The 12758-nt window shown below is 62.6% G+C and carries 15 protein-coding genes; 2 read left to right on the plus strand and 13 right to left on the minus strand.

What is annotated here, in order from left to right; translation table 11 throughout:
• Positions 1–19: 19 nt before the first annotated feature.
• The 5 genes from SB764_RS05340 to SB764_RS05360 all read right to left on the minus strand — a co-directional run bounded on the left by SB764_RS05340 (position 20) and on the right by SB764_RS05360 (position 5862).
• A complete protein-coding gene (locus SB764_RS05340; RefSeq protein ID WP_110326981.1) occupies positions 20–1120 on the minus strand; it encodes a porin in 1101 nt (366 codons plus the stop codon).
• A gap of 55 nt (positions 1121–1175) precedes the next feature.
• The gene (locus tag SB764_RS05345) at positions 1176–1502 is read right to left on the minus strand and encodes a Zn-ribbon domain-containing OB-fold protein (RefSeq protein WP_065065430.1); all 327 of its coding nucleotides are present in this window, start codon (positions 1500–1502) and stop codon (positions 1176–1178) included.
• Entirely contained in the window at positions 1499–2689 is a 1191-nt protein-coding gene (locus tag SB764_RS05350) for a thiolase family protein (RefSeq protein WP_410862852.1), read from the minus strand. Before SB764_RS05350 ends, SB764_RS05345 begins: the two co-directional genes overlap by 4 nt.
• Positions 2690–2715: 26 nt before the next feature.
• Positions 2716–3957 carry an MFS transporter gene (locus SB764_RS05355; protein ID WP_231957786.1) on the minus strand — a complete coding sequence of 414 codons (1242 nt, stop codon included), beginning with the start codon at positions 3955–3957 and terminating at the stop codon, positions 2716–2718.
• Between the two features lie 270 nt (positions 3958–4227).
• Positions 4228–5862, minus strand: a complete 1635-nt coding sequence (locus SB764_RS05360) for an ATP-dependent acyl-CoA ligase (protein ID WP_321904324.1) — start codon at positions 5860–5862, stop codon at positions 4228–4230.
• 96 nt (positions 5863–5958) lie between these two features.
• On the opposite strand from SB764_RS05360, the gene SB764_RS05365 reads away from it, so the two are divergent.
• On the plus strand, positions 5959–6867 hold the full coding sequence (locus SB764_RS05365; RefSeq protein ID WP_065065433.1) for a LysR family transcriptional regulator: 909 nt from the start codon (positions 5959–5961) through the stop codon (positions 6865–6867).
• A gap of 62 nt (positions 6868–6929) precedes the next feature.
• Here SB764_RS05365 and SB764_RS05370 read toward each other — a convergent pair whose 3' ends face one another.
• The 8 genes from SB764_RS05370 to SB764_RS05405 all read right to left on the minus strand — a co-directional run bounded on the left by SB764_RS05370 (position 6930) and on the right by SB764_RS05405 (position 12016).
• Positions 6930–7094 (minus strand): DUF1328 family protein, encoded by a 165-nt coding sequence (locus SB764_RS05370; RefSeq protein WP_065065434.1) that lies wholly within the window; start codon positions 7092–7094, stop codon positions 6930–6932.
• Positions 7095–7144: 50 nt separating this feature from the next.
• Positions 7145–7732, minus strand: coding sequence for a hypothetical protein (locus SB764_RS05375; RefSeq protein ID WP_065065435.1), 588 nt, complete (start codon positions 7730–7732; stop codon positions 7145–7147).
• 19 nt (positions 7733–7751) lie between these two features.
• Positions 7752–8024 carry a DUF1488 domain-containing protein gene (locus SB764_RS05380; RefSeq protein WP_065065436.1) on the minus strand — a complete coding sequence of 91 codons (273 nt, stop codon included), beginning with the start codon at positions 8022–8024 and terminating at the stop codon, positions 7752–7754.
• Positions 8025–8044: 20 nt separating this feature from the next.
• Positions 8045–8644, minus strand: a complete 600-nt coding sequence (locus tag SB764_RS05385; protein WP_074982483.1) for a type 1 glutamine amidotransferase domain-containing protein — start codon at positions 8642–8644, stop codon at positions 8045–8047.
• A 100-nt stretch (positions 8645–8744) separates the two neighbouring features.
• Positions 8745–9092, minus strand: a complete 348-nt coding sequence (locus SB764_RS05390) for a hypothetical protein (protein ID WP_065065438.1) — start codon at positions 9090–9092, stop codon at positions 8745–8747.
• A 257-nt stretch (positions 9093–9349) separates the two neighbouring features.
• Positions 9350–10219: an alpha/beta hydrolase gene (locus tag SB764_RS05395; RefSeq protein ID WP_410862855.1), complete on the minus strand. Its 870-nt coding sequence runs from the start codon at positions 10217–10219 to the stop codon at positions 9350–9352.
• A gap of 136 nt (positions 10220–10355) precedes the next feature.
• The gene (locus tag SB764_RS05400) at positions 10356–10682 is read right to left on the minus strand and encodes a hypothetical protein (RefSeq protein WP_065065440.1); all 327 of its coding nucleotides are present in this window, start codon (positions 10680–10682) and stop codon (positions 10356–10358) included.
• 122 nt (positions 10683–10804) lie between these two features.
• Entirely contained in the window at positions 10805–12016 is a 1212-nt protein-coding gene (locus tag SB764_RS05405) for a sugar transporter (protein WP_065065441.1), read from the minus strand.
• 281 nt (positions 12017–12297) lie between these two features.
• On the opposite strand from SB764_RS05405, the gene SB764_RS05410 reads away from it, so the two are divergent.
• On the plus strand, positions 12298–12738 hold the full coding sequence (locus SB764_RS05410; protein WP_110326782.1) for a hypothetical protein: 441 nt from the start codon (positions 12298–12300) through the stop codon (positions 12736–12738).
• The last annotated feature ends 20 nt before the right edge of the window (positions 12739–12758 follow it).

Consider the following 12758-nt stretch of genomic DNA (forward strand, 5'->3'; position numbering starts at 1 on the left):
GTGCCACGCGCGGTTTCATTTAAAACCGCTTGCGAATCCCCAGCCGCAACGCCACCTGATTAATCGAACTCGACGCGGACAGCACCGGCGCGAGATCCGCCACCGCGCCCCCGCCCGCACGCATATAGGTTGCACTCGCGTAGACGTCGGTGCTCTTCGAGAGGTAGTAATCCACGCTGGCATCGGCTTCGTGATAATGCGGCGCCTGCCCCGTGGCGGACACATTGCCCTCCGTATAGCTATAAGCCGCGCCCAGTTGCAAAGTCGGCGTGAGCATATAGCTCGCGACAATTTCGCCGATATTGAAAGTCACGTGGCCGCCGATCTTCGCACCGAGCGTGGGATCGAGATCGGCGAACTGTGTATGCGTCCAGTCCGCGCTGAGTTTGAACGAGCCGATCGTATATGCCGCGCCAAGTCCAAACACCTTGTAGCTGCCCGCCGCGAGCCCGTAATTGCCGCTCACGGTATTCGATGCGGTCCACACGCCTTCCGGCACGGCTTGCGCGGGATGATCGATCGACGTGAACGCGCCCACCAGTTGCAGACTGCCGTTGATGTATTGCAGCGCGAACGACTTCGCACTGTTCTGCGCCATATTGCCCGCCACGCCGCCGAAGCTGTACGTGGCCATGCCGCTGAAACCGGCCACCGTCGGCGTGACGTAGCGCACCGCGTTGTTCAGGTGAAAATCGATGCCGTTGTTGTCGAGATCGCCCGGATGCGGAAACAGGATGCCGCCCGGCAAACTGCCGTTGGCCGACAGCGTGCCGATATAGTCGCCGATCGCCTCGCCCTGGCGGCCCAGCGTGAGCGTGCCGTAGTGCTCGTTCGCGAGGCCCACGTAGGCGAGTCGACCGAACAGGCGGCCGCCTTGGCTCATCGCACCGGTATTGACGTTGAAGCCGTTTTCCAGCCGAAATATCGCGCTCGTGCCACCGCCCAGATCCTCGTTGCCACGCAGACCCCAGCGATTGCCCTGCGAGATGCTGCTGTGCAGTTGAACCGCACTGTGACCACCTTGATTGCTGCTCCAGGTCAGACCGTCGTCGATGATGCCGTAGATCGTCACGCTGCTCTGCGCGTGCGCGATTCCGGAGATTCCCGATAACGTAAGCATTCCGAAATACATGGTATAAGCGAACGGCTTCCTCACGACTTCCCCTTTGAACTGGTTAGCGGACTTGCGGGTTCGATGCAGAGCGCGTACGCGCCACGATACGGTGTTCGTCGTCGATGTCGAGCAAAACGGTGTCGCCCTCGCGCGCGGCCGAGTCGAGGCGGGCGATGACCATCGGGCCGGCGTCGGTCTCGACGCTCGCGAGATAAACCTCACCCGCTCCGGCGACGCCGACACGATGCGTCACCGTCGTGGCCGCGACGACCTTGCCGCGCGTCGCTGCCAGCGTCGCCCACTGCGCGCCGCCGCATGCGGGGCACCGATAGCGCGCGGGAAAGAGTGTCGTGCCGCACGCCGTGCAGCGAAATACGTCGAGCGTCATGGCGCTTCTCCTTGTGCTTCTCCGTGCACTTCGCCTTGCACGGCTTCGAGCACGACCGCGTTCGCGCACATGCCGTAGCGGTATTCGACCATGCCATAGCCGCTCACCAGCGCCAGCCGCGCACGCGCGACCTGGCGTTCGCCCGCCGCGCCCCGCAATTGCGTGATGGCTTCCACGAGTCCGTGCATGCCGCCCGCCGCCCCCGCTTGCCCCGCCGACAACTGGCCGCCCGAGGTGTTGACGGGGAACGCATGCGTGGCAATGCGTGCGATCAGCGCGCGCAGATCGCCATCGGGCGCGAAGCCGAGATCGGCGAGTTGCACCAGCGTCATCATGGGATAATCGTCGTAGACACAGGCGAGATCCATATCATTCGGCGTGGCATTCGCCGCGCGCCAAAGCTCCGGCGCGAGCGTCGCGAGCGAAGTCTGCAAACCGTCTCCGGCCTGATGATCCGTGTTATAGCGGCACTGCAACGCGCGCACGGCCACATGATGACCCGGCTTCGCGAGATCGGCGCGCACGACCACGACCGCATTCGCGCCGCACACGACCGGCACACAGTCGTAGCGGCCCAACGGTTCGGCCACGACAGGCGCGTGCAGATAGTCGTCCAGTGAAAGCGGCGTGCGATACACAGCCTGTGGATTGCGCGCGGCCCATTCACGCTGCGCCACGCAAAGTGCACCGTAATCGGCGCGCGACAAGCCGTGTCGTTGCGCGTGGCGCTGCGTGAGCATCGCGAACAGCGCATTCGGGCCGCCGCTTTCGAGCGGACGCAGCCATGTGCGCGTGGTCAGGTTGTAGTGTTCGACGAGGCGCTTGAAATCGGCAGGCTCGAAACGATCGCCCGACAACAGCACGATGACATTCGCATCGCCGCTCTGGATCGCGCGTATTGCATGCTGAAGCAGATTGATCGCACTCGCCCCGCCATGACAGTCGTCCATGCACCAGCGCGGACTCAGGCCGAGACGCCACGCCATGTCGATCGCGTGATCGGGCGCGAGCGTGAACGACGCCACGCCGAGGCCGTCCACCTCGAGCGCCGTGAATCCCGATTGCGCGAGCGCGGCGTCGAACGCTCGCGCCAGCAGATCGCCGGTCGTGCCTTCCGGAGCCTGACGGCAATACGGCACTTCCACGCCCGCACACAACAGCGCGCCATCATAAGCACTCGATCGCATTGATTCGATATCCTTATCGACCAGCATCATCGCGCGTCACGGCGCACGGTTTCGCGCGTGCAGATCAGTGCGATGACGGTAATCGCGCCCATCGCCATCAACATCAGCGCAACGGGCCAGGCAGCGTGATACTTCGCGAGCAGCGCAGTCGCGACGAGCGGCGAAAGACCGCCCGCGAACACCGAGGCAATTTCATGCCCGAGCGCCATACCGGAGTAACGCACCTCCGTGCTGAAGAGTTCGCCCATCAGGCTCGGTTGCGTGCCGATCATCGCGCCATGACAAACCGCATTGCCGAGCAGCAACGCGAGCCAGACGAGCGCGGGCACCTGGGTGTCGAGCAGCCAGAAGAACGGGAACGCGACCACCATAAGTCCCACCGCGCCGATCAGATAAACCGGCTTGCGGCCGATGCGATCCGAAAGCCGTCCCCAGAGCAGCATCGTGACGAGTTCGACCGTCATCGAGACCATCACGCCCGCCAGCATCACCGGGCCCGGAATGCCGATGAATTTTCCATAGACGAGCGAGAACGCGAGAAAGATATACGAGCCGCCGTTTTCCGCAACGCGCAGGCCCATCGCCACCAGAATCGCGCGCGGATGCTTGCGGATCGCATCGAGCACGGGCATATGCGAGGTCTTGCCAGCGGCTTCGGACTTCGCGAACTCCGCGCTTTCCGGCAGCGTCGAGCGAATATAGACGCCCACGCCGAAGATCACGATGGACAGCAGAAACGGCACGCGCCAGCCCCAGCTCATGAAGCTGTCGTGCGGCAACATCTGCACGGCGAAGAACACGGCCGCCGACAACACGAAGCCACCACCCACGCCAATCTGGCTCCACGACGCGTAAAAGCCGCGCTTTTCCGGCGGCGCCGATTCGCTGATCATGAGCACGCCGCCGCCCCACTCGCCGCCCGACGCCACGCCCTGCACCACGCGCAGCACCACGAGCAGCGCGGGCGCCCACATGCCGACCTGGCCGTAAGTGGGCAGCAGGCCGATCAGGAACGTCGCGCCGCCCATCAGCGAAAGCGTCCAGACGAGCGCGCCCTTGCGTCCATAGCGGTCGCCGATATGGCCGAACAACACGCCACCGAATGGCCGCGCCGCGAAACCCACGGCAAAGCCTGCGAAAGCCGCGAGCGTGCCGATCAGCGGATCGGTGCCCTTGGGAAAGAACAATTCGCCGAATACCAGCGCGGCCGCCGTGCTGTAAAGAAAAAAGTCGTACCATTCAAGCGCGTTGCCCGCGACAGAAGCCATGACGATGCGACGCAGCGCGCGTGGATCGCGCGCGACGGCGTCGGCGTGAATGACGCCGTGTTCGTGTGCGTTTGTTTGTGAAGCGCCGGGCGCGTCCGCGCGGCAGGTCGAGGTGCTTGCCATGCTGCCTCCAGTGCCGAGTGACGGCACATCCGATGGGGTGCTGCATTTATGGGGCGCACATGTCCCGCGCGCCGGGATGATTCCGTTCTCGTTCGATGCGAGACGGGCGAACGTTCGCCGCTTGTTTAATGCGCTGTTTAGCGCCCGTTATGTGCGCTTCAATTTATAGCCCGTCTTTTCCAGATCCCATGCGGTCGCGGTGATACCGCGTTCGCGCAGTTTGTATTTCTGGATCTTGCCGTTCTCCGTGCGCGGCAGGTCGCCGACGAAATCGAGAAAACGCGGCACGGCGAAATACGGCAGACGTGGCTCGCAAAAGCGAATCAGTTCGAGCGCTTCGAGCAGCGCGCCTTCGCGCAGCACGAGCGACGCCATGACCTCGTCTTCGGCGAATTCGGATTGCACCGCGAACACCGCCGCTGTTTCCACTGCGGGATGGCTCAGCAATACCTGCTCCACTTCATATGAAGAAATATTTTCACCGCGTCTGCGAATGGCATCCTTGAGGCGATCGACGAAACGATAGTAGCCGTCGGCTTCGCGCACCACGCGGTCGCCAGTATGAAACCAGAGATTGCGCCACGCTTCCACGGTCTTGTCGGGCATGCCGAAATACCCGCTCGCGAAAGCGAAAGGCGTATCGGCGCGAACGATTAATTCGCCCGCGACGCCGTCGGGCAGCGGATGGTCGTTTTCATCCACCACGCGAGCGTCGAAACCCGCCGCGAGTTTGCCCATCAAACCGGGGCGCTGCTCGTCGATGCCGCCACCCAGAACAAAATTGGTTTCCGTCGATCCATAGCCGTCGAGCAAAGCAATGCCGCAACGGTCGGTGAATGCCTGCTGAAAATGCCCGGGTACGCCGGGCGCGAGCGCGATCCGCACACGATGCGCGCGTTCCTGCGCCGTCGCCGCGCGACCCAGCAATATCGGCACCATTGCGCCGAGCACATAGGTCACGGTCGCGTTTGTTTCGATGAGTGCGTTGAAGAACCCGCTCGCTGAAAAACGACGATCGGCGACCAGTTCGGCGTCGTAAGTCAACGCCTGAAAAAACGCGTTGAGCGCATTTGTATGAAATAGCGGCAGGCAGGTGTAAAGCACGTCGCCACGCACGACGCCGAGATTGGCCGCCGTGTAACGCGCCCACCAGAAGAACTGCGCGTGCGGGCAAATTACGCCCTTGGAGAGCCCCGAAGTGCCCGAGGTGTAGAGAATCGCCAGCGGATCGCCGTCCCCGAGATCGGCCGCGGCAATCGGCTCCGCGAGCGGCGGCAGCGTTTGTCGTTGAACCGGCGATGCGGTGCGTCGCGCTATTTCGTCTGCTTCGCCGTCTTCGTGACTGTTGATCAGCCAGATCGATTCAAGCGCAATGCGCGCGGCGTCGAGCGCGTACACGGCGCTCACTAACTGCGTTTCGGCGACCAGCAAGCGCGCGCCCGAATTGGCGAGAATGTGTTCCAACTGCATGCCGCGCGAAGCTGTGTTGATCGGCACCACCACCGCGCCGAGCCAGCCGCATCCCAGCACGATCTCCATGAATTCGCTGCGATTGCTGCACAGCAGGGCGACACGGTCGCCGCGTCGAATCCCTTGCGCCGCCAGCGATCCCGCGCGCCTGGCCGCAATCTCGAGCGCCTGCGCGGCGCTCCAGCGCGTGCGTCGATCCGAGAACAGCGGCGCGTCGCCATCGCGTGCGGCGCGTGCTTGCAGCAAGGCCGGCAACGCGAGACGCTGTGCCGACTGCCGGGCCTCGCTCGACAGCGCGGCACCCTGGTCCATGCAACCCATAAGACCGTCCCCTTGAAATGGATGAGACGAGTCTAGGTTTGGGCTAAGATATCTGTCAAATTCATCAATATTATCAAGTGCATAAATATGGCGGATTTCAACGATGCCGATCTGAACCTCGTGCGCGTGTTTCAGGCGATCCTCGAGGAACGCAGTCTCACGCGCGCGGGCGAACGTCTCGGTCTTTCGCAACCCGCCATCAGTTATGCGCTGGGCCGCCTGCGTGCGCTATTCGACGATCCGTTATTCGTTCGCTCTCCTGATGGCATGTTGCCCACGCCCACGGCCCAGCAACTCGCCCTGCCGCTCGGGCGCGCGATTGCCTCGATACGCGAAGCGTTGCGGCATGCCGAACCGTTCGATCCGGGCACCAGTTCGCGCGAATTCCATTTGTCGATGACCGATGCGGGCGAGCAATTTTTTCTGCCGCCGTTGTGCGAAATGCTCCAGCGAGTCGCGCCGAACGTGACGCTCGAAGCGCGCCAGTCGCCGGTCGCCGACGTCACCGAGCAACTGCGCCTCGGCCAGCTCGATCTCGCCATCGGCAATCTCCCGGCGCTCAAGCCGCATACGCGTCACGCGCTACTCTTCGACGAGCCCTATGTCTGCATGACGCGCCGCCGCGCCGGCCTGCCCGCGCGGCGTATGTCGCGCGAGCGCTTTCTCGACATGCAGCACATCATGGTCGTGTCGAGCGAAAGCAGCCACCGCACGATCAACGATTCGATGCGTACGGCAGGCCTCAATCGCAAGATTGCGCTGCGCGTGCCGCATTTTTCCGTCGTACCGCAGATTCTTCTGCGCACGAACTGGATGGTGACGCTGCCGCAACGCGTCGCGCGTTTTTTCAACGAACTCGATCAGTTCGCGATTTTTCCGCTGCCGCTGGAAATGCCTCAGGTCGAAGTCACCGTGCACTGGCACGAAACCTTCGACAACGACGACGGCAATCGCTGGTTTCGCGAACTCGCGATCGCCACGCTACGCAAGGTGTGACGCGAAGAAAAAAGCCCGCAGATTCTGCGGGCTTTTTTCCAAAACGAAGTGGCGGGAAAGCTTCACCCGCGCCGCACGACACCCAGCACCAGCGTAACGAGAAACACAACGATGAAGATGAAGAACAGAATCTTCGCAATGGATGCCGCGCCCGCTGCAATGCCGCCGAACCCGAACACAGCGGCAATGATTGCGATGATGAAGAAAATGACTGCGTATTGAAGCATGACGTCCTCCGGTCTTCGATAAAGCGATTTAGAAAGTCACCGCCGCGCAATCATCGCGGCGCAGAATGCATGGGCTCGACGGTTCGAGTCGGATCGAAGTCGGCCCATTTGCCTTGTTGCCAGCGGCCGTGCGCGCGCTCGACTTCCACGCCGCCAGCCGCGTCCAATACGTCGGCGGCTTCGCACTGCGTCTCCGCACTCACATGCACGGCCACGAGCACGCCCGATTCGCGTCCGCGTGGCGTGCCGTCCGGGTCATGACTGATGTCGGGACGCTTACCGCGTCCGCCGCCTCGCGTTTCCAGCAGCGCGCCCGCGAGCGTGCCCACATAGGCCCCCACGCCGGCCGCGACGGCCAGCACGAGCAGCGAACGTAAAAAGAGGAGCGAAAGCACGATGGCGATGACCACGCCTGCAAGCGCGCCTACGCCTGCTCCCGCTCCTGCGCCAAGCGAGGCCCAGCGTGACTGGGGATCGGCAAAGCGGTCGCCGCCCACGGGAAAGCGAGCGTGTTGACCGCCTGGATTCACGTAGAACAGCGAGACGTCGTCGTCGACGAAACCGCTATTGTGCAACCGTCCGATAGCCGCTTCGGCGTCGTTGAACGTCGTAAAGCGGCTTGCAACGATCAGAGACATGGCCGTTCTCCTTGCTCGATCAATCCGACATGCGGAAGCGTCCGCTATGCAGCACCACACTGCCGCCGGTCTGTTCGATCGCCTCGCTGCACACCGTGCGAATTCGCGCACGGCCGCGCGCGTAGGCGTCCTGCAGCGGCCCTTCGAGCGCCGATTCCGCGCCGAAGTGATCTTCGAGTGCTTCGGCGGTGATCGCGCAATCGAGCAGTTCGCCGTCCACTTCGGCGACGAAATGCATCAGCAGGTTCGCACCGTCGAATTGCGGCGCATCGTTGCGGTAGTGGATATTCATAACGGCATCCTTATCGATAATCAGCGATGCGACTTGCCGGCTTCACGGCCCGCTTGCCCGCGCGCGCCCTCGCTCTTGAGCGACGCGGTGAGGCACGCGATCAATTCGGCATTGAAGGCCGGCAGATCGTCCGGCTTGCGGCTGGTGACGAGATTGCCGTCGCGCACCACGCGCTGATCGACCCACGTGCCGCCCGCGTTGCGAATATCATCTTGCAGAGAAGGCCAGCTCGTCATGGTGTGCCCCTTCACGATGCCCGCGGACACCGGTAGCCAGCCGCCATGGCAGATCGCCGCGATGGGCTTGTGCGCAGCATTGGCCGATTTCACGAACGCCTGCGCTTCGGGAATCAGACGAATCGCGTCGCCGTTGATAACGCCACCGGGCAGCACCACGGCGTCGTAGTCGTCGGGCTTCGCCTGGGCGAACGTGCGATCGACTTTCACGCGCGTACCTTTATCGACGTGACGAAAGCCCTGAATTTCGCCAGGCTCGCTCGATATGACCTCGACCCGCGCGCCCGCTTCGGTCAGCGCCCTTTGCGGCTCGGTGAGTTCCACTTCCTCGAATCCATCCACGGCGAGTATCGCCACCTTGCAATGCTTCAATTCGCTCGTCATCACGCACTCCTTCGACGGTGTCGCCGGGGCATCGGCTCACGCCATCATGGATGGACTAGCGCAAGCCGGATGCCTGAGGTTGAGTGAGGCGTTACGCGGATCACTGGGTCGTGTTCGGCGAGGTGCTTTGCGGCATCGACTGCATGTTCCCGCTGTTGCCGTTTTTGCTGCCCGGCGCTGTCGCGGGTGCCTTGTTCGGCGTCGAGCCCGTGCCGGTGCCCATGCCGCCGCCCACGCCCGTGCTGCCAGGCGAGCCGTAGCCGCTGGTGTCGCCGTTCGCGCCGGTGCTGCCCGTGGCGGTATTCGGCGCCATGCCCGCCGCGCCCGCCGCCGTGCCGCCGCCCGCACCCACACCAGCCCCGCCTGAACCGCCGGCGGCGCAGGCTGCGCCGGAAATCGCCATCGCAAGAATCCATGCTGCTGCCTTGATCGTCGGTTTGCTCATCATCGTTCTCCTTGAACGCGTTGTTTGCCGATGTTGTTTGCCGATATGCGACGCGCTGCCTGCCGATCAGAGACATTGCGCAACGCGACGCGCGGACACCTTTGCTAGCGCAAACGATGTGCCGCGCGAATCAACCCGGAAGCTCGCGGAGAAAATGAATGTTGAATGCGGAAATAAAAACGGGCCCGCATGACGGGGCCCGTTCGAGGACACATTAACAGCAGGAAGGATGAGTGTGCGAACGAATCAGATTCAGCGATTCACGCCAGATGCGCGGGCCCATGCCAGCCGTTCTGATGAAACGCGGTGGCGAAGAACAACACCTGATAACGAATCGAATTCGACCAGTAGGTCCAGGTGTGGCCCCCGGGCCGCTCCGCGTAATCGTGTGGCACGCCCAACGCAATGAGTTTTTCGTGCAGCGTGCGATTCGATTGCACGAAGAAGTCGCTGACACCGCAATCGATCGTGAGCGCGATGTGCGCGTGTTCGAAATTGCTTGCGTCTTCGACGATGGCATTGCGAGTCCAGAAGTCCGCATGGTGCGCAGGGTTGCCGAACACGCGGTCGATGCCGGGTTCATCTTCGCTATTACGCGGATCGACCGCGCCGCTAATGCTGCCCGCCGCGCCGAAGGTGTCCCGCCGGTCGAGCGCGATACGCAGCGCACCAAAGCCGCCCATGCTCAGGCCCGTGATCGCGCGCGTTTGACGCGTGGCGATCGTGCGGAAATGCGTGTCGATCCACGACACGACTTCGGTGCCGATATAGGTTTCGTAGCGGCTGGCCTGATCGAAGGGACTGTCGATATACCAGCTTTCGTGACCGCCGTCGGGCATCACGAGAATGACGTGATAGCGGTCCGCGAGTTTGCCGATCTGTGTATTCGAGGTCCAGTCCGCGTAATTGCCACCGGAACCGTGCAGCACATAAACGACCGGATAACGCGTGGTGCCGTTGCCGCGACCGTAATCGGCGGGGAGGACCACCGTGGCGTCGAACGCACGATGCATGGCGGCGCTTGGGATCGAGACGATTTTCGTCTGGAACGCCCAGGCAGGCGCACTGAAGAACACGACAAGAAACAGCCAGAACACACGCAGGGGCCGGAACGCGCGGGCTTTATTCATGAGGGGTCGCTCTTGTTCAGATAGCCACGAAGGGCACGACTTCAGCGACGACTCTAGCAACCGGCACTTACAACCAAATTTCGGCGAACCCTACGGCAACATTCGCAGCACTTTTCACGGCGCCCTGCACGCCCGCTCAATCGCCGTTGCGCCGCCGACGCCGTAAGCGCCCTTGTGATTCGCCTTCGTGCAGCAGCCCCTTCTGACGCGGCGTAAGCGGGTCGTTCAAACAGGGCTCGGCGTCGAGTTCCTGCTCGAAGCGCTCCCAGATACCCGCGGGCGTATTGGCCGTGCCCACGCGCGTGCCGATCATCATGCGGACCTGATTCGCGCGGCTGACGGTCGAGCGCAATCGATGAATCTCCCAGAGCAGCCGCAGCACCACGGGCAGCGGATGCCGGTCGTAAATATCGGCCAGCTCGGCTGCCGTGAGCGGAGGGAAATGACGATGATTTCGTCCCATGATTGCGTGTGGAATCCTGCGCCAGATACTGTATATATATACAGGTTAGCACACGCTTGGGGCGTCCTGGGAGCGTCGTCGAGTCGTTATTCACGACACGGAAATGGGTGCATTACGCCCTTTTAATGCATCGCGTGCGCGTCCTTATCGATCGGCGGATGATGACTTCCATACAGGCGCAACGCCAACGCACACACCGCCGCACCCAGGCCGCCCGCCACGCCGCCAAAAGTGCCGAGCCACGCAATACCGAAGTCGTTGGCAATATGGTTGCCCAGCAGCGCACCCGCGCCGATGCCCACGTTATAGAGGCCGGAGTAGATCGACACCGCGAGATCGGCGGCATCGGGCGCGAGGCGCAGCACCCACGCCTGCATGGCCAGCCCGAAACACACGACGGCGCCACCCCACACGGCCGTATGCACGGACAGCGTCACGATATTGAGCGCGCACGGAAACAGCACGAGCAGACAGACGCAAATTGCGAATACAGACGCTCGCAGGAATTGTTCGGGACGCTGCGGAAACACGCGATTGAAACCGATCGCGGCCGGAATGCCGGCAGCGCCAAACAGAATCAGCAAATAGGTAATACGGTCGTTGCTCTCGCGCCCCACATGATGAATGAACGGCTCGATATACGTGTACGACGTAAAGTGCGCGCACACCACGAGCACCGTGATCAGATAAAGCGATACCAGCATCGGTTTTTTGAACAGCACCGGCAGGCTTTTAAACGAACCGGTCTGCTGGCTTTCGAGTTTTGGCAACGCGAACCGCAGCATGAGCAGCGTCGCGGCGGCGGCGGCCGCAATCGCCAGAAACGTCTCGCGCCAGCCGAGCGTTTCGCCAATCACGCGGCCAAGCGGAATGCCCGCCACCATGGCGATCGATGTGCCCATGCCGAGCATGCCGAGCGCGCGACTTTTCTGACCGGGCGGCGCGAGCCGAACGACCAGCGAAACCGAAATCGACCAGAAAATCGCATGCGCGCACGCAATGCCGATTCTCCCGGCGACCAGCACGGGAAAATTCCATGCAACGCCGGTCAGGATGTGACTGGCAATAAATAAACCGAATACTCCGGTCAGCAACTTGCGGCGTTCGATATGGCGCGTCAGCAGCATCAACGGCAGCGAAGCCACGGCCACGGTCCACGCATAAATCGTCAGCATGAGGCCAACGTCGGTCGCCTTCATTTGAAGGCTGTCGCCGATCGCGCTGAGCAGCGCCACCGGGACGAATTCAGTCGTGTTGAAAATAAACGCGGATAGCGCCAGAACCAGCACGCCCCACCAGGCGTAACCGGATGCGCTCCGTTCAGGCGTCGACATAATCAATCTGGGGCGAGAAGCAAACAGCGGCAATTATCACGTAAAGCGCGTGCAAACCTGTTGCAGCGCGCAAAAATCCATCAAACGGACAAATTTACCGGTCTATAGCGCCCCAATAAACAGCCTTCATTTATTTCAGTTTGCGTAAGACGCAATCGCGAAAGCACGGGGGTTTGCGATCATTTTGTTACACCTCTTACCCCCGAACCTTGCATGCGTTACAGAGGCCTTTCAGGTTGGAAGTTATACTCAGCGCCGTATTAAAACCAATGAGCTCACTCATGAAGAAATTCTTCCCGATGATGGCGATTGCAGCGCTGGCTGCCACGGCTTCGATTCCGGCAATGGCCGGCGACATGAACAATGCGCTGGGCGGCGCGCTCGGCGGCGTGGCCGGCGCAGCGCTGGGCGGCGCGGTGGGCGGCAGCACGGGCGCCGTGATCGGCGGCGCAGTGGGCGGCGGCGCGGGCGGCGCAGTGACGTCGAACCGTCGCGAACGCACCGGCGCCATCATTGGCGGCGCACTCGGCGGCGGCGCGGGCACGGCGGCGGGCAACGCCATGGGCGGCCGCACCGGCGGCCTCGTTGGCGCGGCGCTCGGCGGCGGCGCAGGTTCGGCGCTCGGCGGCAATATCTCGCGCTCGAATTCGTACGCAGACGATTACTCGCGCGGCTATCACGGCAAGCGTCACCACGGCAACAAGCATCGTCATTGGGACTGATGCCGCGCGCTCCGCATTGA

The organism is Paraburkholderia sp. SIMBA_027 (genome assembly GCF_046535315.1).
Taxonomy (GTDB): Bacteria; Pseudomonadota; Gammaproteobacteria; order Burkholderiales; family Burkholderiaceae; genus Paraburkholderia; species Paraburkholderia tropica.

Excerpts from the sequence above, each read along its gene's own strand:
- SB764_RS05340 (WP_110326981.1), bottom strand. The coding sequence starts at position 1,120 with ATGCTTACGTTATCGGGAATCTCCGGAATCGCGCACGCGCAGAGCAGC.
- SB764_RS05345 (WP_065065430.1), bottom strand. The coding sequence starts at position 1,502 with ATGACGCTCGACGTATTTCGCTGCACGGCGTGCGGCACGACACTCTTT.
- SB764_RS05350 (WP_410862852.1), bottom strand. The coding sequence starts at position 2,689 with ATGCGATCGAGTGCTTATGATGGCGCGCTGTTGTGTGCGGGCGTGGAA.
- SB764_RS05355 (WP_231957786.1), bottom strand. The coding sequence starts at position 3,957 with ATGGCTTCTGTCGCGGGCAACGCGCTTGAATGGTACGACTTTTTTCTT.
- SB764_RS05360 (WP_321904324.1), bottom strand. The coding sequence starts at position 5,862 with ATGGACCAGGGTGCCGCGCTGTCGAGCGAGGCCCGGCAGTCGGCACAG.
- SB764_RS05365 (WP_065065433.1), top strand. The coding sequence starts at position 5,959 with ATGGCGGATTTCAACGATGCCGATCTGAACCTCGTGCGCGTGTTTCAG.
- SB764_RS05370 (WP_065065434.1), bottom strand. The coding sequence starts at position 7,094 with ATGCTTCAATACGCAGTCATTTTCTTCATCATCGCAATCATTGCCGCT.
- SB764_RS05375 (WP_065065435.1), bottom strand. The coding sequence starts at position 7,732 with ATGTCTCTGATCGTTGCAAGCCGCTTTACGACGTTCAACGACGCCGAA.
- SB764_RS05380 (WP_065065436.1), bottom strand. The coding sequence starts at position 8,024 with ATGAATATCCACTACCGCAACGATGCGCCGCAATTCGACGGTGCGAAC.
- SB764_RS05385 (WP_074982483.1), bottom strand. The coding sequence starts at position 8,644 with ATGACGAGCGAATTGAAGCATTGCAAGGTGGCGATACTCGCCGTGGAT.
- SB764_RS05390 (WP_065065438.1), bottom strand. The coding sequence starts at position 9,092 with ATGATGAGCAAACCGACGATCAAGGCAGCAGCATGGATTCTTGCGATG.
- SB764_RS05395 (WP_410862855.1), bottom strand. The coding sequence starts at position 10,219 with ATGAATAAAGCCCGCGCGTTCCGGCCCCTGCGTGTGTTCTGGCTGTTT.
- SB764_RS05400 (WP_065065440.1), bottom strand. The coding sequence starts at position 10,682 with ATGGGACGAAATCATCGTCATTTCCCTCCGCTCACGGCAGCCGAGCTG.
- SB764_RS05405 (WP_065065441.1), bottom strand. The coding sequence starts at position 12,016 with ATGTCGACGCCTGAACGGAGCGCATCCGGTTACGCCTGGTGGGGCGTG.
- SB764_RS05410 (WP_110326782.1), top strand. The coding sequence starts at position 12,298 with ATGAAGAAATTCTTCCCGATGATGGCGATTGCAGCGCTGGCTGCCACG.